The organism is Pseudoalteromonas sp. NZS127, from assembly GCF_015864805.1.
GTDB classification, from domain to species: domain Bacteria; phylum Pseudomonadota; class Gammaproteobacteria; order Enterobacterales; family Alteromonadaceae; genus Pseudoalteromonas; species Pseudoalteromonas nigrifaciens.
On record NZ_JADYWN010000001.1, the window covers coordinates 100,128 to 125,725 of the forward strand.

Below are 25,598 nucleotides of genomic sequence, written 5' to 3' on the forward strand. Positions count from 1 at the left end.
TGCTGGTCGTGTATATTGCTCTCTTATTGACGTTTGTTTCACTTATGCTCTCTTATTGGTTACTTGCTCACAGTGCATAGCTACGCTTGCTGTGGCATCTAAAATGGCTTGCTGTTTTGCATTTGCCGCCATTTCTTTAATTAATGAAGGTTTAGCTAAATATGGGCTTAAAAGCGCAACAATTGATTGTTGATTAAACTGCCCTTGTGGCATTAGTAATGCACCATTTGCCACAACTAAATACTGTGCGTTAGCTGTTTGATGGTCGTCCACCGCATGCGGAAAAGGTACAAACACTGCCATTTTACCAGCAGCGGCAATTTCACTCACAGTGAGCGCGCCCGAGCGGCAAATAACAATATCAGCCCAGCCGTAAGCTGTGTCTATATCATCTATAAATTCAGCTACTTTTGTATTTTCAGTGCTAAATTTATGCGACTTATAAGCAGCTTCAACACTGCCTAAGTGCCCTTTACCTGTTTGGTGCCAAACACTTATAGCATTGGTATTACCCAGCTCTGCAAACGCAGCAGGCAAAGTTGTATTAAGTACTTGCGCTCCTAATGAGCCGCCTACCACTAAAATATTAATTGGGCTTGATACTTCTCGCACTGCAATATTTGCCACGCTTTCTCGCACTGGATTACCAACCAACTCGGCTTGCCCTGTAGCAAATGCACTTGGAAAAGCCGCCAATACCCGATTAGCAAACTTAGCAAGCCACTTATTGCTCATACCGGCAATGGCGTTTTGCTCATGAATCACCAGCGGAATACCTAAACTTTTAGCTGCAATACCTGTTGGGCCAGTTACATAACCGCCCATAGCGAGTACCACATCGGGCTTTTCGCTTTTCAATACTTTACGCGCTTGTAATATTGCATTAAGCACCATGAATGGGGCTTTAATAAGACGCTTTATTCCGTTACCACGTACGCCTTTTACATTAATAAAATTGATATCAATATTATGCTTAGGAACAACCGTTGCTTCCATTCTATCGGGAGTGCCTATCCAACTTACTTGCCAGCCTTGCTGCTTTAAGTAGTCGGCCACAGCAATACCCGGAAATATATGTCCGCCAGTACCACCGGCAACTACAACACACTTTTTACTCATCGCTTAGCTCCACCTGACGTGGCTTGTTTGGTCGCCATTTTAGTTTCAAAATCAACACGTAATAAAATACCAGCAGCAATTGTCATCATGAGTAAACTCGACCCACCGTAAGAAATAAACGGCAGTGTTAACCCTTTAGTAGGTAAAATACCCGCACTTGCGCCTACGTTCACCATGGTTTGAAAAGCAAACCAAATACCTATTGCCAACGCTAAATAGCCTTCGTATTCTTTACCATTTTTAAGCGCATTTTGGCCAATTAGTAAGGCTCTAAACACTAAGGTGCCTAATACTATTAATATGCTCGATACACCAACAAAACCAAGCTCTTCGGCTATTACCGCAAAAATAAAATCGGTATGCGCCTCGGGTAAGTATTGTAGCTTTTGTACGCTGTTACCTAGGCCTTGGCCAAACCAATCACCTTGACTGTAAGCCATTAACGATTGCACTAACTGATACCCTTTGCCAAATGGATCGTCCCACGGTTCTAAAAAGCCAATAACCCGCGCCATACGGTATGGTTCTAGCACTATTAGCCCGATAACCAAGGCAACACCGGTTAGAATTAATACAAAAAACTGCCAAAGTTTGGCACCAGCTAAAAACAATAAACCCACGGTAGTTACAAACATAACGACCACAGTACCTAAGTCAGGCTGCATTAAAATTAATCCTGCATAAGCCGCAAATACTAGTATTGGCTTAATAAAACCTTTTATGTTTTCTTGGACTTCGCTACGTTTACGCACCAAATAACCTGATATATAACTAAAAAAGAATAGCTTAGCCAGCTCAGATGCCTGAATGTTAAACGGCCCTATGGGTATCCAACGAGTTGAACCGTTTACTTCTCGGCCAACAATAAGCACTATAAGTAATAAGCCTAAACCCACTAACAACAAGTACGGATTCGCTTTTTTCCACCAACTCATAGGCACTGAAGTGGTGATCCAAAATAAACAAAACGACAAAGCTAAAAATATACCGTGCCGAATAGTAAAATGATAAATATTACCAAATAATCTGTCTGCTGTAGGCATAGATGCACTGGTAACCATGACAAAACCCACCCCCATTAACATCAGCATGCAATACAATAATGGTACATCGTAGAGCTGCGCCGAAGGCTTGGGCGTTAGTGCTTCTTTAATATCGGCAAAGGCCATCATGGCTGTTCCGCCATAACACATTGTATAAAGTCATCGCCGCGTTGCATGTAGTTATTGTACATATCAATACTGGCACAAGCTGGGGCAAGTAACACAATATTACCGGGCTCGCTTAATTGCTTAGCCAGTGTTACCGCTTCGCTCATATTATTGGTTAAATGGCTTTTATTGGTTAATGCCATTAAATCTTTGGCATCTTTTCCAAAGCAAATTAGCGCTTTAACATGCTGCTGTAAGTAAGGTGTAAGGGCGTTTAAATCGGCCCCTTTTGCATCCCCACCAGCAATAACTATTAATTGTTGACCATTAGTTGCAAGGCTATCTATTGCAGCAATAGTAGCCCCCACATTAGTGGCTTTAGAGTCATTAAAGTATTTAACTCCAGCACGTTCAGCAACAAACTGACAGCGGTGTGCAAGGCCATTGAATTGGCTAAATGCTGTACTGCATTGTGTTTTACTAATATTAAACGGGCTAAGTAGCGCCATTACCGCAAGAGCATTTAAATAATTGTGCTTGCCTACTACTGCCAAGCTAGTTACTGGTAAAAAGGCTTTGTTAGCCTGCATAAAATATGTTTGTTGCTGATATTCGCCTAGGCTGTAATCGCCCTGGTTAGCACCAAAACTTAATTGGGATTTTACTTTACTATGCGTGGCTTCGTCGTCTGCATTGGTTATCACTAAAGCTGCGTTATTATAAATACTCAGCTTGGAATCTATATAAGCTTGATAACTGGCGTAACGATCGAGGTGATCCTCTGAAACATTCAGCACGGTGGCGCTAATTGGCTGTAAACTTGTTGTGGTATCTAGCTGAAAACTAGACAACTCCAATACGTACACATCAACGTCGTTGTTACTTAAATCACTTTGTAGTAAATCAAGCACTGCGGTGCCAATGTTGCCACCTAATGCTGCTTTATAACCCGCAGCAAGTAATACCTGCTGCGCCAGTGTGACTACTGTGGATTTACCATTAGATCCCGTAACAGCAACCACAGGTTTAGTATTAATACGGGCAAACAACTCAACATCACCAATCACTTCAACGCCTGCGTTTATAGCTTTAGCAATTGCTGGAATTGTTAAGCTAAGGCCTGGGCTAATAATGATCATATCGCTGGCGCAAAGATCGGCACTGTCCAAATCACCAAAACGGGTAGTTAAGGTTGGCGTATTTTGTTTTAGCCAATCAATTCCCGGTGGGTTTATTCGGCTATCAACCACGGTTGGTGTTAAACCCTGAGACACTAAAAAACGCACAATGCCCAGACCGGTTACACCGAGTCCGAGCACTGTTATTTGTTTGTTTTTTATCTCACTTAAGTATCGCATTTATCGAATCTTTAACGTCGCAAGGCCAGCTAACACTAGCACGATTGAAATAATCCAAAAGCGCACAATAACCCGCGGCTCTGGCCAACCTTTTAATTCGTAATGATGATGGATAGGCGCCATTCTAAAAATTCGTTGCCCGCGTAATTTATACGAGCCTACTTGTAAAATAACCGACAAGGCTTCCATTACAAATACCCCCCCCATAATAATAAGCAGTAACTCTTGGCGAACTAATACGGCAATAATACCCAATGCACCGCCTAATGCTAATGAGCCTACATCGCCCATAAATACTTGCGCTGGGTAAGTGTTAAACCATAAAAAGCCCAGCCCTGCGCCTACTATTGCGGTACATACCACAACAAGCTCACTGGCCAGCGGTAAATATGGAATATGTAAGTAATTCGAAAAATTCACATTACCAGTTAAGTAAGCAATAATTGCCAGTGCTGCTGCCACTAAAATAGTGGGTACTATGGCAAGGCCATCAAGTCCATCGGTAAGGTTTACCGCGTTTGATGTTCCTACTAACGCAAAGTAGGTAATAACAATGTAAAACAAGCCTAGTTGCGGTAATACATCTTTAAAAAATGGTACAACTAACGAAGTTTCATTGGCTTGAGTGCTGGTAAAAAATAATGCACAAGCAACAACTAAGGCTATAACTGATTGCCAAAAATACTTCCACTTAGCAATTAAACCTTTAGGGTCTTTACGAATAACTTTTCGGTAGTCATCCACAAAGCCAACCACTCCTAACGAGCCAATAACAAATAACGTTGCCCAAACATATTTATTTGATAAATCGGCCCATAATAAGGTACTGGTAAAAATAGCCGCTAAAATCAGTAAGCCACCCATAGTCGGCGTTCCTGATTTTGATAAATGCGATTGTGGACCGTCATCGCGCACTGTTTGCCCTATTTGCATACGTTGCAAAGCGCGAATTAACTTAGGCCCTAAATAAAGCGACATCATTAATGCGGTTAAAATCCCTAAAATCGCACGTAGGGTTAAGTACGAAAAAACATTAAAGCCCGTGTAATATTGGGTTAAATACTCTGCCAGCCAAACTAACATTAAAATACTCCATTGATGGCTTGTTGCTGGCCATTAACTAAATCGGTTACTAAAAGCTCCATGCGAGAACTGCGTGATCCCTTCACGACTATGGTGGTTTTTTTATCTACTTTTTTAATACTTGTTTGAATTTGTTGCAGCATTTGCTCACGGTTTGAAAAGTGCCTATTTGGCAGGCCATACACATCACTGGCATAGCGACTTAATACACCTAAAGTAAACAGCTCATTGATGCCTTGCTCTAATGCATATTCGCCTACTTCTTGATGATATTGACGTGCTTCTTCGCCAAGTTCACCCATGTCGCCCAGTGCTAAAATACGATGCCCTTGCATGTCACTTAGTAAATCAATGGCGGCTTTAACCGATTTAACATTGGCGTTATAGGTATCATCAACCACAGTTAATAAGTCAGAAACATTAATTAAATTAACGCGGCCTTTTACATCCCCCATGGTTGCCAGCGCATTGGCTATATCCTCAAGGGTGACATCAAACTCACTGGTTAGTGCTGCTGCAATAAGTGCATTACTAATATTATGCTTACCTGGTAGCGCAAGCTTAACCGGTATTTGTGCGTTTTTAGTACATAGGGTAAAGCTAGCGCGAGCATTTTCATCTAGGCTAATATTTTCAGCCCAAATATCGAGTTTTTCACTGCTCGAAAAACGCGTTACTTTACGGCCATCGAGTTTATCTAGCCAATATTGGCTAAACTCACTGTCGCAATTAACAATGGCAACGCCATCATCTTTAAGCCCATCAAAAATTTCGCCTTTGGCTTTAGCCACACCCATTAAGCTGCCAAAACCTTCTAAGTGAGCGGCGGCTACATTACATACCACGGCAACATCGGGTTTGGTCATAGCGGTGGTATAAGCAATTTCACCTAAATGATTTGCACCCAACTCTATAACGGCAAAACGGTGTTGCGGCTCTAAGCGTAATAAGGTTAGCGGTACGCCAATATCGTTATTAAAATTACCTTTAGTGGCTAGTACATCACCATGCACAGATAAAATTGCAGCGCACATTTCTTTTACTGTGGTTTTGCCAACGCTGCCAGTAATGGCAATAGTTTTAGGGGCTACTTGCGCCATTACTGCGCCGCCTATAATTCCCAATGCTAAACGGGTATCGGCAACTATAAACTGTGGAATATCAACATCAACTTTGTGCTGCACAATAACGCCAATCGCGCCATTTTGTTTTGCTTGGGCAATAAATTTATGACCATCAAAATTTGGCCCTTTTAGTGCTAAAAACACTTCACCACTGCAAATGCTGCGAGTATCTGTATTTATATTTAGCACTGGTTGATTATCACCTTGATAATCGGTTGCCAGCACGTTAGCTAGCCAATCAAAATCCATCGGGATCATGCTTGAGTCCCTCTTACTGCTTTTTTTAGTTGTTGTTGTACGTAACGGCGATCGCAAAAATCGATGCGCTGTTCACCTATTATTTGATAGTCTTCATGGCCTTTACCAGCAATAAGAATAACCTCGTCTGCTTTGGCATTGTTTATAGCGTAACTAATAGCTGTTGCTCTATCGGCCTCTAAATAAGCTTTTGTTGGTTGCGCTAAACCTTGTGCTACATCGGCAATAATGGCGTCAGGGTTTTCTGAACGTGGATTATCACTGGTAATAATAACCTTATCCGCATTTTGCTCTACCGCTTGTGCCATTAATGCCCGCTTGCCTTTATCGCGGTCGCCACCACAACCAAATACACAACTTACTCCACCAGGTACATGCTGCTGTAATGCTTGCAGCGCAAGCGCAAGCGCCTCGGGTGTGTGAGCGTAATCAACAATACAGGTTGGCTTGCCTTTGGCGCTAAATGCTTGCATGCGTCCGGCTACCGGTTGCAATTGCGCACAGCCTGCAATTAATTGTGCTAGCGGATAACCTAGCCCCAATAAAGTTGCAAGTGCCGCAGTTAAATTATATAAATTAAATTCGCCAAATAACGGCGACTTTATAGCAATATCGCCCCAGCTTGTAGTTAATTGTGCTGCTATGCCTTGCGCTGAATAAGTAACGTCTGAAAAGTACACAAACTGTGCATTTTTAGGTGGTAAGTTTTTTCGCCCGTAACACACTAAACTGTTAAAGCTGTATTTTTCGAGCCACTGATCTGTTTGTCCATCATCTTGATTAAGAACCACAAGTTCAGGCTCAAAGTCTTTAAACAACATTAGCTTAGCATCACCATAACGCGCCATGTCACCATGGTAGTCGAGGTGATCGCGCGATAAATTAGTAAATACCGCCGCTTTAAATTGACACTGTGCAACCCGCTGCTGTACTAATCCGTGGGATGACACTTCCATCGCCACTAGCTTGGTATTTTGCTGCTTTAAATCATTTAAAATTCGTTGTAAATCAACCGACGATGGCGTGGTATTTATTAGTGGTGTTAGATTATCTGGATGACCATAGCCTAAGGTGCCAATAATGGCCGACTGGCTGTTACAAAACTGCGCTAAATGAGCGATCATAGCCGTGGTGGTCGATTTACCGTTTGTACCTGTCACACCAATTAAATCAAGCATGTGGCTTGGCTGCTGGTAAAAGCGACTCGCCAGCTCAGGGAGCTTTTTAGTCAGCTCTGACACTAAGTAAAGTGGCTCAAAACTAGTTTCAAATTCGCATAATCTGTCGGCAATAATTGCAACCGCGCCATTTTCAATTGCCTTCGCAATAAATTGTCCGCCATCTAATTGATGACCTTTAATTGCCACAAATACATCACCGGGCGTTACTTCCCGGCTATCAAGGCGTAGGTGCCCTACCTGCTGCGAGGGGGCATCTATCTCTATATATTTTAAAATTGCTTTTAAATCACGCATCGTTCTCTTTACCTTTTACGTACGCTACCTCTTCCTTATCGGGCGCTACGTTTAATATTCTTAATGCGTTAGAGACGATTTCTGCAAATGCAGGGCCAGCAGTGGCACCTCCATAGTACACATCGCCGCCGGGTTCGTTAATCATCACTACCACTGCTAATCTAGGATTACTTGCAGGTGCAATACCGGCAAAGTAGCCTACATATTCGTCACCGTAGCCACCAACAGCTGCTTTTTTAGAAGTACCTGTTTTACCAGCAGCTCGATAACCATCTACGTTAATTCTGCGCGCTGTACCGTCTTTTTCAAATACACTTTCCATCATGTGTACAACCGCTTCTACGTCTTTTTGTTTAAAAACACGCTCCCCCTCAGGGATGTCATCTTGCTTTAAAATGGTTAATGGCCGATTAATTCCGCCTGCGCCTAACATGGTGTAAAAACGTGCCATTTGCGCGGTACTTACCGCAATAGCATAACCAAATGATAATGTAGCAATTTCGAAGTCAGACCAACGGCGATTTGGATAAAACAACCCACTGCTTTCACCCACCATACCGGTGCCAGAATCCGATCCAAATCCTACCTTTTGAAATAATCCCACTAAATAATCTTTGGGTAGCAACTGAGTTACTTTAGCAACGCCCATATTTGAGGAATATTTTAAAATTTCGCGCAGCGTCATCTCACCGTGGTTACGGGTATCTTGTACTAAGCTGCCGCCTAATCGCATCCAACCTGGGTAGGTGTCAATGGTGTCATCGGCCTTAATTGCGCCGTAGTCTAGCCCAGCTAAAATGGCTAGAGGCTTAACGGTTGAACCTGGTTCAAACAAATCTGTAATAGCACGGTTACGGCGCTTATGCGGGGCAGCGTCATTTAAATTATTAGGATTAAACGATGGGCTATTTACCATAGCCAATACTTCGCCGGTTTTAACATCTACCACCATGGCAGAGCCAGATGTAGCTTTATAAGTAAGCACTGCCGATTTTAGCGCTTTGTAAGCAATACCTTGAATGCGCTGATCAATACTTAAGTGAATGCTTTCGGGCTCTACACGCTCTCGCTCGTCAAGTACTGCAACTTCACGGCCTTGGGCGTCTTTACGAATTGTACGACGGCCTTCTTCACCTGTAAGGGCATTTTCGTAAAGCTTTTCTATGCCTTCAATACCCTTACCATCAATATTTGTGAAGCCAATAATATGCGCAGTTACTTCGCCTGCGGGATAATAGCGTTTTGACTCGTCGAGTAAATGAATGCCTGGTAGGCGTAAATCACCAATGTAATTTGCCACTGCGGGGGTTACTTGACGCTTTAAATATACAAAGCGGCGCGTTGGATCGTTTAGCAAGCGTGAGTTTATTTTTTTAGGTTCTAAACGTAAAACATCGGCAAGCTCACGCCAGCGCAAATCGTTTTTATAATAAAGTGCAGTACGCTTATCTAGCTCAGCAGCATTTTCTGCTAATGCTTGGTGATCTTCACCATTTTTACGTGCTTGCCTTAGTACTTTAGATACCAATGATTTGTGCAGTGCTTTGGGGTCTGCATACACACTCACTACAGGTACACTTACCGCTAATTCTTTACCATTGCGGTCAAATATCATGCCTCGTTGTACATGCAGTTTTTCAACTCGCACCGTACGCTTATCGCTTTCTGAGCGGGCTTTATCTGGTTCTAATATTTGCAAATAAGCAGCACGGGCTACCAGTGTTACAAACACTAAAAACACCACTGCGCAAACTAAAGTAAAGCGCCATGTGATTAAATTATTAACCGGTTTTTTGCCGCGAGTTCTCATTGTAGTATTATCACCTGCTCATCTTGGCTGGTTGGCCGTTTCATTTTTAACTGCGATATAGCAACTTCTTCAATGCGTGCATGCTGAGAGTAAAACTCTTCTTCTACTAATAAGTAACGCCACTCTAAATCTAATTCGTCGCGTTGTTGCAGTAACGAGTCTTGCTCGATAAGTTGCCCTCGCGCAAGGTGCGTTATTTGCACCAAAGTTAAACTAGAAGCGAGTATCACAACCAATAAGGCCGAGGTAAGCTTATTAGCACCTAGGCCTTTAATTATTTCAAAAAATAAATTAGGTTGACGATAGCTCGCTTTTTTACTCATCCCAGCCTCTGCGCAATCCTAAGTACAGAGCTACGTGAACGTGGGTTACGCTCTACTTCTGCAGCGCTTGGCTTAATGGCTTTACCCACAGCTTTTAATGTCAAATTTTGATTTATTTGTGCGTCAGTTAAAGGTAAACCTCGAGGTAGCGTCTCGCCACGACTTTGCTTTCTAATAAATTGTTTTACAATACGATCCTCTAAAGAGTGGAACGAAATAACAACTAAGCGACCACCTGGCTTAAGAACTTTAATCGCAGATTGTAATGCTGTTTGAATTTCTTCTAATTCACTATTTATATAAATGCGAATAGCCTGAAAAGTTCGTGTAGCTGGGTGTTTAAATTTATCTTTAACCGGTACCGCTTCATCTACCAAGTCGGCAAGCTGCTTAGTGGTGGTAATTGGCGTATGTTCGCGAACTTCCAGCACTTTGTGCGCAATGCGCTTACCAAACTTTTCTTCACCTAGTTTTTTAATAACATGGGTAATATCGTCAAGTTCAGCTTCGGCCAGCCACTGTGCAGCACTGCGCCCTGTGGTTGGATCCATGCGCATATCTAGCGGGCCATCTTTCATAAAGCTAAAGCCACGCAGTGCATCGTCAAGCTGTGGCGACGACACGCCAATATCAAGTAAAATGCCATCAACTTTGCCAATCAGATCGTTTTGCTCAGCCACATCGTATAGGTTTGAAAAGCGTGTATGAGCAATTGCAAAGCGTGGATCATCTGCAAATTTTTCAGCCGATTTAATTGCTTGTGGATCTTGATCTATGGCCTGTAGGCGACCTTCACTACCAAGGCGCGCTAATATTTGACCTGAATGACCGCCACGTCCAAAAGTGCCATCCATGTATATACCGTCTGGCTTAATTGCAAGTGCATCTATGGTTTCGTCCATAAGCACGGATACGTGTTCAAATTGTGCTGTCATTAGCTATTGTTTGCCTTTTATTGTGCCGTTAGAGTGTGAAATTATCTAAATCTGGGTGTGGTTCAAAATCACCAAGCCTTTCAAGCTCTGTATCTTGGCGCATTTGCTGATGCCAACGCGCTTCATCCCATATTTCAAATTTATTCATTAAACCAACTAGCATGATTTTTTTGCCAAGATCTGCATGGGCGCGCAACGAAGGCGCTAGCAAAATCCGGCCATTTTTATCAAGTTGATATTCAGTAGCATTACCCAGCAACATGCGCTGCATACGACGGGCTCGTGGGTTCATATTAGATATTTTTGCTAGGCGGCTTTCTATTTCTTGCCATTGTGCCAATGGATATAACCATAAACACGGCTCATTTAATGCGACGGTACAAATAACCGTTCCCTGATCTTCAGACAATAGATCGTCTCGGTACTTAGTGGGTACCGCAAAACGTCCTTTATCATCCAAACTCAGCGAACTTGCGCCACGAAACATAAAAAGCCTACTTTAAAATTGTTTTAATCAACACTTTTGATTAACCCGATCCATTTTGATCCACTATAAACCACTTTTTACCACAGTGCTCCAGTTTAGGGCTTGACAAGGCTTTTTGTCAAGTAATCAGGCTTCCTTTAACGCGTCTCAAAGCTAGAAAAAATAAGGCTTAGCGTAAAGCGATTGAATTAAGTGGGAAAAAATGGAATTCGTGGTGAGATTTTTTCTTATCATTTTAAGTAACCTTTCGTTTACACTTTTTGCTTACTGAATAACCAGTGAACAATTACAAATTTTAAGGCATGATTTAGCCATTTGTAAAATTTACTCAATTATATGGCAATTGTTACGACTCAAGTTAAAGCTGGCCAACCGTAAAACACATATATTAATATAAATCATGTAGTTAAAGTTATTTTAAAGTTGGTTTGATCATTGCAGCTATATACTTACCAATAAATTTTTTTAACTTTATTTTTATTAAGGATTGATTATGGCTACTGCAACAAATACTAAAACATCAACAACTACAGCGACTAAACCTGAAGTTAACGAAGCACCCTTTACAGAAAAAGCAACATCGGCTGCACACGACGCAGTAGATGCACTTTCTAGTAAAGCAGCCGTAGCAGAGAGCAGCGTAAGAAAAGGGGCAACTAGCTCTGCTGAAACACTGAGTGAAAAGCAACTCATTGCCCGTGAAAAACTAGGTGAATATACATCTAAAACACGCACCCTTGCAGCAGAGAACCCATTAGCAACAGCTGGAATTGCATTTGCCGCAGGTATGCTAGTAACTGCATTGTTTCGTCGTAAGTAAACAATGATGAATAATCCACAAACAACAGCGACCAAGGATGGTGACGCTCAAAATCAAACGGCCCAAGACGCGAGCCAAAAGGAAGATTGGCAAGATCATATTGCTAAGCTTTTAGCCTATTCTGAGCAAATTAAGGATGACTACAAAACGCAAGGCAAACTTACCAAACAATTAGCAAAAGCTGAGTGGCATTTGTCGCTCAGATCACTTGCACTCATTACTATACTTTTGGGTTGTTTTGCCAGCGGTTTGATTTTGTTGTGGATTGTTTTATTGGGCGCAATTGGCTTTGGAGTTTATGAGTTATTTGCCTCTGTATGGCTAAGTATAGCAACCGCAACTTTACTACAAGTTATAGGCTTAATTTGGCTTTGGAAAAGTGCTATTTATTTAAGTAACAAAATTGGCTTTAGTAAAACATTACGTAGCTTAAAACAGTTATTTAACCTGAATTCTGGTTAAAAGATTTACTAACGTATTGAATCATAACTATGTTTAAATTTATTTTCTCTAGCCAGAAACTTTCAGTGAAAACAAGACGAATTGACGCGTCAATAGCTGGCCTATTGCAAGTAAATTCAACGCAGTTAGCGCTTAAAGTAGCTGTTTGAGATAGATTTATTATCCAAAGTTCAGGTTATTTAACCTTCAAGGAGATAACAATGCTGGTTAACTATTTAATTCAGTCGCCAAACAAAGCGGTGAATAATCTTAGTAAACAAATGGATTTACAAAGTGAATTAAAACGCCAACATCACATGGCGTTTAAGTACAGATTAAAACGCTTTGCGGTTACCAAAGTTGGTATTTCAAGCGCATTTTTAGCCGGTGCTGTTGTGCAGGCTAGTAGTACTAAATCTGGTTTAATCAAAAAATATGCTTGGCTAGCAAGATTATTAGCTTAATGGATAAAACCAGTGCCGCGCAATAAATAATAGCGCAGCACTAATTGATAGCTTTAGCCTTTGTTAAGCGGCTTAATTGATCATTGATCATAAATCGGCGATTCTAAATATTACCAAACTCACCGTTTTGATAATCACGAATAGCTTGCTGAATTTCAGCTTCAGTGGTCATTACAAATGGCCCCATGTGAGCAATTGGTTGTTGAAGCTCATCACCAGCTAAAATAAGCACACCTGCTCCTTGCTCTGTATATAAGTCAATGTCACTCCCTGGTTCTAGTATTAACAGCTGTTTTGCTGCAATAACGTTACCTGCTTGCGTAGTTAACGAACCGGTATGAATATATAGCATCACTTTTTGCTGGCTCAGTGGTGGCAACTCAAAACGCTGTCCTGCAGGTAAAGTTACATCAGCTAAAGCGGCATTTGCAGCGAGCGTTTGTAGGCTTGATGTTAAAGCCTGATCGGCAAACTGCCATGTGCCTGCCAATGCTTTAAGTGTTACTCCATTATCATTGGTGGCAACTGGCGCAGGATGCGCTGTTGTATCTTGGTAAATTGGTGCGCGCATTTTTTCTGCACTGGGCATATTGATCCATATCTGAAAACCATGTAACCCTTCATTGGCATCTGCCAATGGCATTTCACTATGCATTACCCCTTTACCTGTACTCATCCATTGTACATCGCCTGCTTTTATGGCCTTTTTATTACCCATTTGGTCACGGTGTTCAAAGCCACCTTTAATAATATAGGTAAAGGTTTCCATACCACGATGAGGATGCGCAGGAAAACCGCCAATGTAATCGTTTTTATTATCTGACTTTAGTTCGTCAATCATTAAAAAGGGATCTAGGTGCTTGCCATCAAAACCGGGAATTCTACTAATATTAACGCCATCACCATCTTGGGTTGCGTGCGCACTTAGTTGTTTAATTACTTTCATTTTATTGCTCCAATAAAGTAGATAACACTATTTAATCACACTGAAAATTTACGTATATATGTTTAATTCGTACCATTTATTCTTTTTAAACGAATTTTAGCTTTTATCCTAAAACATTACTGTTATAAAATGACTTGCTGTTATAGTAGTTATTACAGCTGATTTTTGATTTAATAAGCAATGCTTTAATCCTTAATATTTATATGGTTATTAAACAAAAAGTTAGCTACAATTATTTTTGGCGTAAATCTCTATTAAGGCATTATTATTTTTACCACTTCACTTAAAAATCAGCTTTACCGTTTGCTTATTTTATTTAGCATTCCTGGGATCGCTGTGATCATTTTTACGTTATTACTAGAACGTAGCTATTCAATTAAGCAAAGTGAGCTACAAGCAACCAATATTGCCAACCGTTTTTCATTACAACAAAAAAATATGCTTGATGATATTGAGCGTTTAGCGCGCTATATCGCACAACAAGAAAGCAAGCATGATGAGCTGCTAACCACCTGCCCTGACTATTTTGAGCTATTTAAGTCACTCTACAATAATGTTGCTAATATTGGCATGATTGACTTGCAGGGGAATATTAGTTGCGCCACATCGGGGCAAGTAAAAAATATAAATATTGCAGATAGAGATTATTTTAAAAATGCATTAAATAGCGACATGCTATCTGTAGGCTATTTTCAGCTAGATCGAAGTTTACAAACAACAACGGTGAATTTTGCGCTGTCGTTAAAAAATACCGCTGGGGTTACCAAAGGCGCTGTTATAATTGTGATTGCCTTAGATTGGTGGAATGCAGCAATAAATGAAATTAACTTACCTGATGGATCGTTAGTTGCCATTGTTGATTCTAACACTAAAATTTTAGCTCACTACCCCAAAAACACTACTTTAATAGGTAATAGCATTGCCCAAAGTTATGTGGAGTCGATGCAGGCTGATTCTCATTTTATTACAGATGAGCAAGGTATTATCCGTATTTTTTCTCGCTCAACTATTTATAACGATCCACATAATAACAACTTAGATATTTATATTGGTTTACCCGTCACCGATGTTTTAGCACAAATAAATCATAACTTTATAATCTCTTTAACTGTATTTATAATCTTTTTATTACTGCTAACATTTATTGCCTACAAACTACTTAAAGTAAGTATTTTTACACCTATTAATAACCTAACTAAAGCAACCGACAGCTTAGCAAATGGCGTTATGCCATCTGAGCAAAATGACACTCCTAACAGCCCCGAACTCAAGGTTTTATATCAACGCTTTAAAATAATGGCTGAAACTCGCTTAGCTACTGAGGCTAACCTTAAAAATAAACACGATGAGTTAACCAGTTTATTAAGTGCGCTGCCAGATAGTTACTTAAAGATTAACAACAAAGGTGATGTTTCTAATATTGGGGGATCATTTAATATTCCTGATGTTACGCAATCGGTAAACAACTTAACTTTAGCTAGTTTTGTTACTGAGCGTAATGCACAGTTAATTCTCAATAACCTCCCTACTTCAACTTCAAAAAGCTCAAGTAACTTAGAGTTTACCTTGCAAAGCCAAACTGATATTAAAAGCTTTGAAGCCAGAATAAACCCAATGCAAACTAACCATGAGTTTGTAGTAGTGCTACGCGATATAACCCAGCGCAAACAAAATGAAGAAGCCCTACACTTAGCGTCGCTTGTGTACGATAACAGTAGTGAAGGAATGGCTATAACCGATGAAAATGGCATTATATTCGATGTTAACCCTGCTTTTAGTAAAACCACGCTTTTTTCTAAAGAAGAAGTAATTAATAAAACGATCAGTGTTTTGTCCTCTGGCAAGCACGATAAGACATTTTATCAGGCTCTGTGGGCAGAACTAACAAGCACGGGGCGTTGGCAGGGAGAAATTATTAATCGCCGTAAAAATGGTGAGCTTTACGTGGAATGGTTAACTATAGATACTGTGTATGATGACAATAACATGCCGGTTCGTCGTATAGCCATATTTACAGACTTAACAGAAAAAAAACAAGCCGATGCGCTTATTTGGAAACAAGCTCACTTTGATCACCTTACTGACTTACCGAATCGATTAGAGTTAAAAAAACGTTTAAATGAATGTTTTACGCGTGTAGAAAATAATGCCGAGCAACTGGTTATTATGTTGCTCGACATAGATCACTTTAAAGACGTTAACGACACTTTAGGGCACCATTATGGTGATGCTTTACTTAAATTTGTGTCGCAGCGTATTTTAGAGTCAGCAAAAAATGCCGAGTTTGTTTCCCGCATTGGCGGCGACGAATTTGTAATCGTATTTAGTAAAATTAAAGAACAGCATATAAAGCAAATAGCTGAAAATATTTTACTTAGCTTGTCATCGGCTATTTATATTGAAAACGAAGAGTTGTTTATTAGTGCCAGTATAGGTATTGCCTCAGCCCCTAATGATGGCGAAAATACTGAGCAGTTACTCAAAGCAGCCGATCAAGCAATGTATAAAGCAAAAGTTAATGGCCGTAATGGCTTTGAATTTTTCTCCCATGACATGCGCGAAAAAGCGCAAATGCGCATGCTGCTACTTAAAGAATTACGAACAGCAATAGAGCTTGAGCAGTTTGAATTGTTTTATCAACCTATCGTCTGCCTAAAAGACTTGCACGTACACAAAGCTGAAGGATTAATTCGTTGGCGTCACCCTGAAAAAGGCTTAATAAGCCCTGCTGACTTTATTCCGTTAGCTGAGGAAACCCGACAAATAAATATACTTGGGCAATTTGTTTTCTCCCAAGCATTACAAACACTCAATGATATAAAAGCACACATAACCAATGATTTTCAGCTGAGCGTTAATGTATCGCCAATACAGCTATCTACCCCAGATAGCGGGATAGATGAGTGGGGAGCTATGCTTAATGCAGCAAACCTGCCTGCATCATCAATTGTTGCTGAAATAACAGAAGGCTTAATGGTCAACCCTGAGGCTTTAACACAAAGCCGTTTAAAGGCACTGGTTCAGTCGGGAATGCAATTAGCCCTTGATGATTTTGGCACCGGTTACTCTTCTCTCGCTTACTTACAAGAAATGGATACCGACTACCTTAAAATAGATAAACGCTTTGTTGATAACATTAATAAAGGTAGCCAGGAGCTGGTATTGTGCGAAACCATTATCGTTATGGCGCATCAGTTAGGGTTAAAAGTAATTGCTGAAGGAATAGAAACCAAGCAGCAAATGCAACTGTTACTTGAAGCTGGTTGCGACTATGGGCAAGGCTATTTATTTTCAAAACCCTTACCTAAAGAGCAGTTTATGAGCTTACTAACCACAAGCCAAATCATTGCACTAAAATAACCACAGCGTTAGGCACCAAACATTACCCAAGTACTCTATTATGAGTACTTGTAAAGTTACTTACCTATTAAGCTCTTTCACATCAAGATGATCGGCAACATAGGCTCCGCGCTCACCTCTTTTCTTATCTGGGCCTATTGTACTATCTATTGCAGTTTGTTGCTCTGAGGCAGCATTAATTGTCGCCCCTAAAATTACAATATAAGCACTAATGTATAGCCACATCAGCATAATAACCACCCCACCTAACGAGCCATAAGTTTCGTTATAACTGGCAAATTTCGATACATAAAATGAAAAACCAATTGAAGCGACTATCCATAAAATTGTCGCAATAACAGATCCTAAGGTGATCCAACGCCATTTAGCAGGTTTACGATGCGGCGCGTAACGGTATAAAAGCACTAAGGCAAAGTTAAAAGTAAATGCTAATAATGGCCATGAAATAAACGTGATGAGTAAATCTATATTTTCTTTTAATCCCACTAAATTAAGTACTACCGGTAAAATACCAATAATTAACAGCGCAAAAATAGCCACTACAATAGCGCCAATCGAAAACAGAAAGCGTACAAGTTGTGCTTTAAAAAATGAGCGTTTTTCATATTCCTGATAACTTATATTACAGGCTGTAATTAATGCTTGGCTGCCCTTTGAACTACTCCAAATAGTTAATATTAATGTGCCAATTGCGCTCAAACTCAAGCTAGTACTTGAGCTTTGGGCGATACTGGCTATTTGCGACAAAATTAACTCTCCGGTACTCTCTGGTAGCAGCTCAATTACCTGACTTAAATGCGCCCCTATATCTGTAGGTGATGCAAAATAGGCATAAATAGATACAAGTGCAGCAAGCGCCGGAAAAATAGCCAGTAACGCATAAAATGCCACGCCAGCGGCCACTAACGATAAATTATCACGACTCATTTGAGTAAAAATACGCTTAGTAATATCCCACCAACCAAGCAACGGAATATTTACTGGTTGCTGTGCATCTTGACCACGTTTTACATCGCTCATTTTAACTCCTTTGTTATATAGCAGTAAGAGAGCAAAATGTTTGCCAACACCAATGCGCTTGGTATTAAACTTGCTATTATTGTTTATAAAGATGATTTAACACGGATAACCCCCATGCTCAGTGCTTTAAATAACATTATAACTGCAGTTAATGCAGCCCCTGCTACTCCAAGCATTAAAGCCGATGTATTGTCGTGGGCGTTTTTGCAAGAGCAAAGCATGCAATTCCTACATGTAGTAGTGCAAACCTTACCCACCCTATTTTTAGGGATTATTATAGTTGTAATAAGTTACATCCTTGCCAGGCCGTTATCACGCCTATTAATTAAACCTATTGAATATTTAACCGATAGTGCACTTATTCATCTGGTTATAAGACGAAGTATAAGTATTTTAATCCTACTATTGGGTATTTACTTATTTTTACGTTTAGCTGGGCTGACACAGTTTGCCGTAGCTATAATGAGTGGCACAGGTTTGATAGGGCTTATTCTCAGTTTTGCATTTAGAGATATTGCCGAAAATTTTATAGCTAGTTTATTATTAAGCATACAACGCCCTTTTAAAATAGATGATGTAATTGAGGTAGAAGGCCGCCTCGGCATAGTTAAAAAAGTAACCGCTCGCGCAACCACTTTAGTTGACTACGACGGTAACCATATTCAAATACCTAATGCCACTGTGTACAAAAATATTATTAAAAACCTCACTGCCAACCCTAAAATGCGCGGCAAAGTAGAAATAGGCATAGGGTATGATAACGATATACGCAGCGCACAAACCCTAGCCCTCACAATTGCAAACCAACAAAACGCAGTATTAACCGATCCACCTGCGCAGGTATTAATTAAAAACCTAGGCTCATCAACAATTAACTTTACGTTATTTTTTTGGGTTAATAGCGAGCAGTTCAGTACCGCTAAAGTGGCCTCACAGCTAATGCGAGAATTAGTAAACGAATTTACTAGTCATAACATCAGCATGCCAGACGATGCCAGAGAACGCATTATACTTAGCGATCCTAACCTTGAAGCTGTAACCCCAGAAAAAAGTGAGCCTATAGCGCCAACTAAAAAAGTATCAGAAACACAAGCTCAAGCCAAAAACTTAGATGACGTAAGTAGCGACACCGATGAAATACGCGAGCAAGCAGATCAATCCCGCGATCCCGAGCAAGGTAAAAATATTATCTAGTTAAAAATCAGGGAGCTAGTTTTATAAGGTCGTATCAGGTTATATCGAGCCTACTTTTATTTTAGACACAAAAAAGCCCGCAGTTTGCACTGCGGGTTTTTTATTGAATGAGTGAGTTAGCCGTATAAGCCGGGTTCTGTCCTTTCCGAAGAAAGTGATAATCATTCGTCTAGGCCATAAATCGCTCTATGGCTCAAGCAACCTACCCGGTTCCAACGTGGGCCACGCCATAAGGAACCCTATTTGGTCTTGCTCCGAGTGGAGTTTACCTTGCAACCGACTATTACTAGCGGCCCGGTGCGCTCTTACCGCACCCTTTCACCCTTACCAATCCGAAGATTGGCGGTCTTCTCTCTGCTGCACTTGTCGTGGGCTCGCGCCCCCCAGCCGTTAACTGGCACTCTGCCCTATGGAGCCCGGACTTTCCTCCCCCTGATCATTTTCGTCACAGGCAGCGATTATCTTGGCTAACTCGGCGCGGATTATACCTGAGGATAATGCCAAGCGCAGTAAAGATTTACCCTTTTTCGTCAATTATTGTTTTATACAGCGCATTTTTTTTCATACCAAAGTAATCGGCTACAATACCGCAGGCTTTTTTCATTGGCATTTCGCTTTCAAGCAGCGCTAGCATTTTACGTGCTTCAGGCGGTACGTCGTCTATTAGCTTAGGTTTACCCGGCAACATGAGTACTATTTCGCCGCGCTGCTTGGTAGGATCGTTAGTTAAAAATGCTTTTAACTCACTCACACTGCCATTAAAAAATGTTTCAAAGGTTTTAGTCAGCTCTTTAGCAAACACCACTTGCTGATCATCGCCAAGTGCCTCGGCTAAGTCATCAAGGCTTGCCATAATACGATGGGTACTTTCATACATTATGCTAGTAATGCCAGAATTAACTGCATCAATAAAAAATTCTTGGCGTGCTTTACTTTTTGCTGGTGTAAAACCAACAAATTGAAAGCGATCAGTTGGTAAGCCAGAACAGCATACAGCGGTTATTGCAGCGCATGCTCCAGGAATGGGTGTAACATGTGCGCCTTGCTCGCGGCATAAATTAACCACCGCATAGCCAGGATCGCTGATCAAAGGTGTGCCTGCGTCTGATACTAAGGCTATATTTAAGCCTTGATTGAGCTGATCGATAATTTGTTGTGCTTTTTGCTTTTCGTTATGATCGTGTAAAGCAAAGGTTTTAGCCTTGATACCAAAGTGGCTAAGTAGCTTGCCAGTATGGCGTGTGTCTTCAGCAGCGATTAAGTCAACTTGCGATAATGTCGCGATTGCACGCTGACTTAAGTCGTCATAATTGCCAATTGGGGTGGCTACAATGTAAAGAGTGCCAATTTTCTGTGAATTCTCCTCATTTAACATTGAGGTCTCCTGCGTCAGTCAGTAATATAAGCAAATCGCGTTAACGTATTGGGAAATCATTGTGCGACTTAAACTAGTTAGTCTATTAATTATATTGTCAGGGTTATCGGCGTGTAGCACAACCGAAAAACCAACTAAAAACAGTGATAACTTCAGTAACAGTGCCAATGCACTAAAAAACCAAGCTAATAGTGCGTTATCTATCTACCAATTGGCGAAAAACCGCCAAGGTGCCGATAAAATACAGCTACTTTATAGTGCCCGCGATGCTGCAGTGAATGAGCAAAGTTGGTCGTTATTAGAAAAGGTATGCGGTGAGTTAGAATTAACCCCAAGTGTTGATCAGATTCAAAATCGTCTTTATATTGCGTTTGCGCAAAAGCAGCAAAATAAAAACGCTCAAGCGTTAGTTATTTTGCAGTCGTTAGATGGTCAACTTAAACAGCCTGAACATTTTGCCTGGCATCAATTTTTAACCGCCAGTGTGTATGCATCGCAAGACTTTGCGAAACGCGCAGCCCCTTACTTTTTTGCAGCGTCTGAGTCTGCTACTAAAAACAATATTGATATTGCACAGCTAAACCAAAACTTATGGGATAACTTAAAAAAGCTTTCCTCTTATACACTTGAACGCTTTAACAGAGGGTCGGTTATTCAACAAGGTTGGGTTAACCTTGCTTTGTACCATCAAGTTTATGCTGGCAGTGCCGTTGAACTTGACCAAGCTATTAATAATTGGTTGAGACGCTACCCCGGGCACCCTGCTAAAGTAGTTTTATCTAAACAAGATGAGTTAGTGAATGACTTAACGCCTGTAATAATAGAGCGTTTAGTTGTACTACTGCCGCAATCTGGTGCTAATGAACGCTTAGGTGATGCACTTAAAGCCGGCGTGCTCGCAGCACTTGATCAGCAAAGCATTAATGAAACCATTTTTATTGATGAAAACAGTGATGTTGATGAAATTACGGCTAAAATAGCGCAAATAAAACCCGACTTTGTTGTTGGTCCACTGTTAAAAGCGAATATAGATAAACTTGCTAATGCGCAAGTGCTTATAGACATACCTACTATGCATTTAAATACCTTTGATGGTGAGCGGCTTTCGTTACAGCACTACTTTTTTGCCCTTAACCCCGAGCATGAAGTACAACAAGCATTAGAGCACTTTTTAGCTCAGTGCTACCAAAAGCCTATGTTACTTGCGCCTAATAATGCAAACGGGCAGCGTTTGGTTGATTACTTTAACCTGCAGTGGCAACGCTATAGCGAAACCAAACCACAAATTGGCTTTTATAACAGTAATCAAGACATGCCTGATACGATTACCAGCTTACTTGAGGTTGATAAAAGTAAAGAGCGGATCAAAACCGTTAAAACTTTATTTAAGCAAGAAGTCGAAAACGAAACACGCTCGCGCAGCGATATAGACGCTATTTATATCTTAGGCGATGCAATAGAAACCCGTTTAATAAAGCCGTATTTAGACGTTAATGTAAGTACATTTGCTGATAGGATCCCGCTTTATGCTAGTTCTAAAAGCCATAGTAGCCAAATTGATCGTACCGATAAAGGCGACTTAGATGGCTTATACTTTACCGAACTTCCTTGGATGTTAAAGTCGCAAATTAAACAGCATAATCTTCGCCAGCAATACGAAACATTGTGGCCAGAGCACGCCGATATAAGTCAGCGTTTATTTGCTATGGCCTACGATGCAGTAACTATATTACATGACATTAAACAACTAAGTCTTTCCCCTGGGAATCAGTTTAGCGGTTTAAGTGGTAAGCTCTCGGTTAATACCAGCGGGCATATTGAACGCACATTAGACTGGGCACAATATACCAATCGTCGGATTAAGGCTGTGCAACTAAAAACACAACGCCCTGTACCATTATTTATGCAATCAGCCAGTGACTTATACATTACCGAATAACTAAGGGGGCGACATGTCTTGGTTTAAACAGCTGTGGCAAAACAGTCGTGAAAAAGGCCAGTATTATGAGCTCCAGGCACAAAAGTATTTAGTTTCTCAAGGGTTAACAGCAATTGAGCGTAACTATTACTGCCCCTTTGGCGAACTTGATGTAATTATGAAAGACGGTAACACTTTGGTTTTTGTGGAAGTTAAGTTTCGTAAAAACCACGCTCGCGGCGGCGCTAATTACGCATTAAGTATACAAAAACAAGCACGCTTAAAACGCAGTATTTATCATTACTTAGCCGCTAAAAACCTAACAAATCAGCCGTTAAGAATCGATTATGTAGCAATCACTGGAGAGCCGTCTATGCATATTAACTGGCTCAAAAACGTATTTTAAAAACTAAGAACTAGGTATAAATTGTTGGTATTCTATGCAAGACACAATTAAAGAAATTTTTACAGAAAGCATTCAGGTACAAATAGCAGCGGGTGAGGTATTACCCAGTGCATTAGAGTCAGCCGCTTTTACCATTGCTCAAAGCCTGATCAACGGCAATAAGCTTATTTGTTGCGGTACAGCTAACTGCCATATGCTTGCTCAACACATGGCAGGTGTTTTAGTTAATCATTATGAAACCGAGCGCCCTTGCCTGCCAGCTATTGCTTTATCGCAAGAGAGTATTAACTTAGGGCAAAGTACTCAGGTTGACGATTACGACACGTTTGCTCGTCAAGTACGTGCCTTTGCTCAACAAGGTGACTTACTGCTGGCACTGGCTATTAATGGTAATGAAAAACAAATTATTTCAGCGGTAGAGGCGGCACTAACTAAGGATATGAAGGTCATAGTTATGGTTGGTGATGACGGCGGTGAGCTAGTTGGTTTACTTGGCCCTAATGATGTTGAGATTAGAACGCCTTCTAAACGCCCAAGCCGTATTATTGAGTCGCATTTAGTTAACTTACATTGTTTAAGTGAACTGGTTGATTTAACGCTTTTCCCGCAGGATGAAAATTATGTTTAAACGCTCCCTTATTATTTTAGGCACGGTTGTATTACTGCAAGGGTGTGCAGCCGCAGTGGTTGCTGGTACTGCTAGTGCAATAACAGCTGCAAACGATCGTCGCACAATTGGCTCTCAGATCGATGACAGCAATATTGAAATAAAAGCTAGCATTGCAATTAGTGAAGTAGATCGCTTGCATAAATTTGCTCATATTAGCGCTGTAAGCGTTAATGGCATTGTTTTATTAGTTGGCCAAGTTGCCAATGAAGAAATGAAAAACGAAGCTAATAGAGCCATTGAGAGTGTTGCTGGCATTCGAAAAATACATAACCAAATTCGTATTGGTTCAAATATTGGGGTGACTACCCAAACTCATGACTCTTGGTTAACCTCAAAAGTAAAAGCACAGCTATTAACCGCTAAAAATATTAGTAGTAATAATATTAAAGTAGTGACTGAAAATGCCGAAGTATTTTTGATGGGTTTAGTTTCTGACGCAGAAGCAGAGCAAGCAGTAAATATTGCGCGTAATGTATCGGGTGTTGAGCGCGTAATTAAAGTATTTGAATATTTGTAAAGATAGCTGGTTCGATGAATATAAAAGCCTTGTAGTTAACACTGCAAGGTTTTTTATACCGGTGGGAAAACCCGCCGTTACAACAATCAACCTTAACCCACTTCTCGCAGCCCACTCCCGCAAACTTTAAGGCATAAAGCCTTAAGCTAAACTTTGTGCTTGGCTTAATCTCTACCTAATACCTAATACCTAAAACCTAAAACCTTTTACTTTTATACAGACATAAAAAAACCGCTTATTAGCGGTTTTTCTTTTATCATTAACAGATTATAAAATGTATTATTTTATAACACGTAAATGCGAACCTTTTTTCTTTTCAGGCTTTTCTGGTGGTGTTTCGTCAACATAATTTGCTGATGAATCAACACTTTCAAAATCTGGAGCAAAATCGTCTTCGTCCTCTAAAAACTCATCTGCTGTAAAGACCGTACCCTCGCCATTTTCACGCGCGTATATTGCAAGTACAGCCCTTAAAGGCACATACACTTGCATTGGCTGACCACCAAACCGCGCGCTAAAGCTAAGCTGCTCATTATCTAACGAAAACTGCGTTACCGCTGAAGGACTTATGTTTAATACAATTTGTCCGTCTTGCACAAACTGTGTTGGCACTTGTACTGCAGGGTAATCAGCGTCAACCACTAAATGTGGCGTGCATTCGTTATCAACAATCCAATCAAAAAAAGCGCGTAATAAATAAGGACGATTAGGCGTCATTATAAACGGATCTCACGCTCAGTTTCAGTTAAAGAAGCTTGGAATGATTCACGCTCAAATAAGCGGATCATATACTCTTTAAGCTCTTTAGAACCTGCACCGTTAAGCTCAATACCAAATTCAGGTAAACGCCATAATAGTGGAGCAAGGTAACAATCTACTAAGCTAAACTCTTCACTCATAAAGTAAGGTGCTTCGCTAAAGATTGCTGCAACCGCAAGCAATGCTTCTGTTAACTCTTTACGAGCTTGAGCAGCATCTGGTGCGTTGTTAGTGATTTTGTCAGCTAGGCTGTACCAATCAGTATCAATACGGTGCATCATTAAACGGCTACGGCCACGCATTACCGGGTAAACAGGCATTAGTGGAGGATGAGGGAAACGTTCATCAAGGTATTCCATGATGATATTTGCCTGATATAAACCAAGCTCACGGTCAATCAGTGTTGGCACTGTACCGTAAGGGTTAATTTCGTGAAGTGCCTCTGGCAGGTTATCTTTTTCAGCCAAATGAATATCTACACTTACACCTTTTTCAGCAAGTACAATGCGTACTTGGTGGCTATACATACAGTTAGCACCAGAAAAAAGGGTCATTACAGGGCGCTTATTGGCAGCTACGGCCATG

At 40.7% G+C, this 25,598-nt stretch carries 24 protein-coding genes and 1 other RNA gene; 9 read left to right on the forward strand and 16 right to left on the reverse strand.

Going from position 1 to position 25,598, the window contains the following annotated elements; all coding sequences use genetic code 11:
* Nucleotides 1-42: 42 nt before the first annotated feature.
* The 10 genes from murG to mraZ are packed head-to-tail and all read right to left on the reverse strand — an operon-like array spanning nucleotide 43 to nucleotide 11,123.
* Nucleotides 43-1,119: an undecaprenyldiphospho-muramoylpentapeptide beta-N-acetylglucosaminyltransferase gene (gene murG, locus I6E78_RS00470; protein WP_086993258.1), complete on the reverse strand. Its 1,077-nt coding sequence runs from the start codon at nucleotides 1,117-1,119 to the stop codon at nucleotides 43-45.
* Nucleotides 1,116-2,291, reverse strand: a complete 1,176-nt coding sequence (gene ftsW, locus I6E78_RS00475) for a cell division protein FtsW (RefSeq protein ID WP_041454565.1) — start codon at nucleotides 2,289-2,291, stop codon at nucleotides 1,116-1,118. Before ftsW ends, murG begins: the two co-directional genes overlap by 4 nt.
* Nucleotides 2,288-3,628, reverse strand: a complete 1,341-nt coding sequence (gene murD, locus I6E78_RS00480) for a UDP-N-acetylmuramoyl-L-alanine--D-glutamate ligase (RefSeq protein ID WP_197181791.1) — start codon at nucleotides 3,626-3,628, stop codon at nucleotides 2,288-2,290. Before murD ends, ftsW begins: the two co-directional genes overlap by 4 nt.
* Nucleotides 3,629-4,711 carry a phospho-N-acetylmuramoyl-pentapeptide-transferase gene (gene mraY, locus I6E78_RS00485; RefSeq protein ID WP_011329155.1) on the reverse strand — a complete coding sequence of 361 codons (1,083 nt, stop codon included), beginning with the start codon at nucleotides 4,709-4,711 and terminating at the stop codon, nucleotides 3,629-3,631.
* Entirely contained in the window at nucleotides 4,711-6,093 is a 1,383-nt protein-coding gene (locus tag I6E78_RS00490; protein WP_011329156.1) for a UDP-N-acetylmuramoyl-tripeptide--D-alanyl-D-alanine ligase, read from the reverse strand. Before I6E78_RS00490 ends, mraY begins: the two co-directional genes overlap by 1 nt.
* The gene (gene murE, locus I6E78_RS00495) at nucleotides 6,090-7,568 is read right to left on the reverse strand and encodes a UDP-N-acetylmuramoyl-L-alanyl-D-glutamate--2,6-diaminopimelate ligase (RefSeq protein ID WP_182676484.1); all 1,479 of its coding nucleotides are present in this window, start codon (nucleotides 7,566-7,568) and stop codon (nucleotides 6,090-6,092) included. Before murE ends, I6E78_RS00490 begins: the two co-directional genes overlap by 4 nt.
* Nucleotides 7,561-9,378, reverse strand: a complete 1,818-nt coding sequence (locus tag I6E78_RS00500) for a penicillin-binding transpeptidase domain-containing protein (protein WP_197181792.1) — start codon at nucleotides 9,376-9,378, stop codon at nucleotides 7,561-7,563. Before I6E78_RS00500 ends, murE begins: the two co-directional genes overlap by 8 nt.
* Entirely contained in the window at nucleotides 9,375-9,701 is a 327-nt protein-coding gene (gene ftsL / locus I6E78_RS00505) for a cell division protein FtsL (protein ID WP_011329159.1), read from the reverse strand. Before ftsL ends, I6E78_RS00500 begins: the two co-directional genes overlap by 4 nt.
* Entirely contained in the window at nucleotides 9,698-10,636 is a 939-nt protein-coding gene (rsmH, locus tag I6E78_RS00510) for a 16S rRNA (cytosine(1402)-N(4))-methyltransferase RsmH (RefSeq protein WP_089368734.1), read from the reverse strand. The genes ftsL and rsmH overlap by 4 nt, the downstream gene beginning before the upstream one ends.
* 28 nt (nucleotides 10,637-10,664) lie before the next feature.
* Complete coding sequence (gene mraZ / locus I6E78_RS00515) at nucleotides 10,665-11,123, reverse strand: division/cell wall cluster transcriptional repressor MraZ (RefSeq protein WP_011329161.1); 459 nt, start codon at nucleotides 11,121-11,123, stop codon at nucleotides 10,665-10,667.
* Nucleotides 11,124-11,616: 493 nt separating this feature from the next.
* Here mraZ and I6E78_RS00520 point away from each other — a divergent pair, with 493 nt between their 5' ends.
* The 3 genes from I6E78_RS00520 (at nucleotide 11,617) to I6E78_RS00530 (ending at nucleotide 12,848) form a co-directional block, all read left to right on the forward strand.
* Entirely contained in the window at nucleotides 11,617-11,943 is a 327-nt protein-coding gene (locus I6E78_RS00520; RefSeq protein WP_011329162.1) for a hypothetical protein, read from the forward strand.
* 6 nt (nucleotides 11,944-11,949) lie between these two features.
* A complete protein-coding gene (locus I6E78_RS00525; RefSeq protein ID WP_011329163.1) occupies nucleotides 11,950-12,405 on the forward strand; it encodes a hypothetical protein in 456 nt (151 codons plus the stop codon).
* A gap of 200 nt (nucleotides 12,406-12,605) precedes the next feature.
* Nucleotides 12,606-12,848, forward strand: coding sequence for a hypothetical protein (locus tag I6E78_RS00530; RefSeq protein WP_011329164.1), 243 nt, complete (start codon nucleotides 12,606-12,608; stop codon nucleotides 12,846-12,848).
* Nucleotides 12,849-12,951: 103 nt separating this feature from the next.
* On the opposite strand, the gene I6E78_RS00535 is transcribed toward I6E78_RS00530, so the two are convergent.
* Nucleotides 12,952-13,794, reverse strand: a complete 843-nt coding sequence (locus I6E78_RS00535; protein WP_086993251.1) for a pirin family protein — start codon at nucleotides 13,792-13,794, stop codon at nucleotides 12,952-12,954.
* Between the two features lie 336 nt (nucleotides 13,795-14,130).
* Between I6E78_RS00535 and I6E78_RS00540 the strand changes: the two genes are divergently transcribed.
* Nucleotides 14,131-17,154: a bifunctional diguanylate cyclase/phosphodiesterase gene (locus I6E78_RS00540; RefSeq protein WP_331459133.1), complete on the forward strand. Its 3,024-nt coding sequence runs from the start codon at nucleotides 14,131-14,133 to the stop codon at nucleotides 17,152-17,154.
* 60 nt (nucleotides 17,155-17,214) lie between these two features.
* Here the strand turns inward: I6E78_RS00540 and I6E78_RS00545 are convergent, their stop codons facing one another.
* Entirely contained in the window at nucleotides 17,215-18,174 is a 960-nt protein-coding gene (locus I6E78_RS00545; RefSeq protein ID WP_011329167.1) for a YihY/virulence factor BrkB family protein, read from the reverse strand.
* A gap of 114 nt (nucleotides 18,175-18,288) precedes the next feature.
* Here I6E78_RS00545 and I6E78_RS00550 point away from each other — a divergent pair, with 114 nt between their 5' ends.
* Nucleotides 18,289-19,368 (forward strand): mechanosensitive ion channel family protein, encoded by a 1,080-nt coding sequence (locus I6E78_RS00550; RefSeq protein ID WP_197181844.1) that lies wholly within the window; start codon nucleotides 18,289-18,291, stop codon nucleotides 19,366-19,368.
* 109 nt (nucleotides 19,369-19,477) lie between these two features.
* On the opposite strand, the gene rnpB is transcribed toward I6E78_RS00550, so the two are convergent.
* Nucleotides 19,478-19,842, reverse strand: an RNA gene (gene rnpB, locus I6E78_RS00555) — RNase P RNA component class A.
* A gap of 43 nt (nucleotides 19,843-19,885) precedes the next feature.
* Nucleotides 19,886-20,743, reverse strand: coding sequence for a 16S rRNA (cytidine(1402)-2'-O)-methyltransferase (rsmI, locus tag I6E78_RS00560; protein WP_086995415.1), 858 nt, complete (start codon nucleotides 20,741-20,743; stop codon nucleotides 19,886-19,888).
* A 61-nt stretch (nucleotides 20,744-20,804) separates the two neighbouring features.
* Here rsmI and I6E78_RS00565 point away from each other — a divergent pair, with 61 nt between their 5' ends.
* The 4 genes from I6E78_RS00565 to dolP are packed head-to-tail and all read left to right on the forward strand — an operon-like array spanning nucleotide 20,805 to nucleotide 24,254.
* Nucleotides 20,805-22,682, forward strand: a complete 1,878-nt coding sequence (locus I6E78_RS00565) for a penicillin-binding protein activator (protein WP_179806976.1) — start codon at nucleotides 20,805-20,807, stop codon at nucleotides 22,680-22,682.
* A gap of 13 nt (nucleotides 22,683-22,695) precedes the next feature.
* A complete protein-coding gene (locus tag I6E78_RS00570) occupies nucleotides 22,696-23,067 on the forward strand; it encodes a YraN family protein (RefSeq protein ID WP_011329171.1) in 372 nt (123 codons plus the stop codon).
* Between the two features lie 34 nt (nucleotides 23,068-23,101).
* Nucleotides 23,102-23,695 carry an SIS domain-containing protein gene (locus tag I6E78_RS00575; RefSeq protein ID WP_011329172.1) on the forward strand — a complete coding sequence of 198 codons (594 nt, stop codon included), beginning with the start codon at nucleotides 23,102-23,104 and terminating at the stop codon, nucleotides 23,693-23,695.
* Nucleotides 23,688-24,254, forward strand: coding sequence for a division/outer membrane stress-associated lipid-binding lipoprotein (dolP, locus tag I6E78_RS00580; protein ID WP_011329173.1), 567 nt, complete (start codon nucleotides 23,688-23,690; stop codon nucleotides 24,252-24,254). Before I6E78_RS00575 ends, dolP begins: the two co-directional genes overlap by 8 nt.
* A 279-nt stretch (nucleotides 24,255-24,533) precedes the next feature.
* Here the strand turns inward: dolP and I6E78_RS00585 are convergent, their stop codons facing one another.
* Together I6E78_RS00585 and sspA are read right to left on the reverse strand one after the other, a co-directional pair.
* The gene (locus I6E78_RS00585) at nucleotides 24,534-24,971 is read right to left on the reverse strand and encodes a ClpXP protease specificity-enhancing factor (protein ID WP_011329174.1); all 438 of its coding nucleotides are present in this window, start codon (nucleotides 24,969-24,971) and stop codon (nucleotides 24,534-24,536) included.
* On the reverse strand, nucleotides 24,971-25,597 hold the full coding sequence (gene sspA / locus I6E78_RS00590; protein WP_011329175.1) for a stringent starvation protein SspA: 627 nt from the start codon (nucleotides 25,595-25,597) through the stop codon (nucleotides 24,971-24,973). Before sspA ends, I6E78_RS00585 begins: the two co-directional genes overlap by 1 nt.
* Nucleotide 25,598 lies beyond the last annotated feature (1 nt).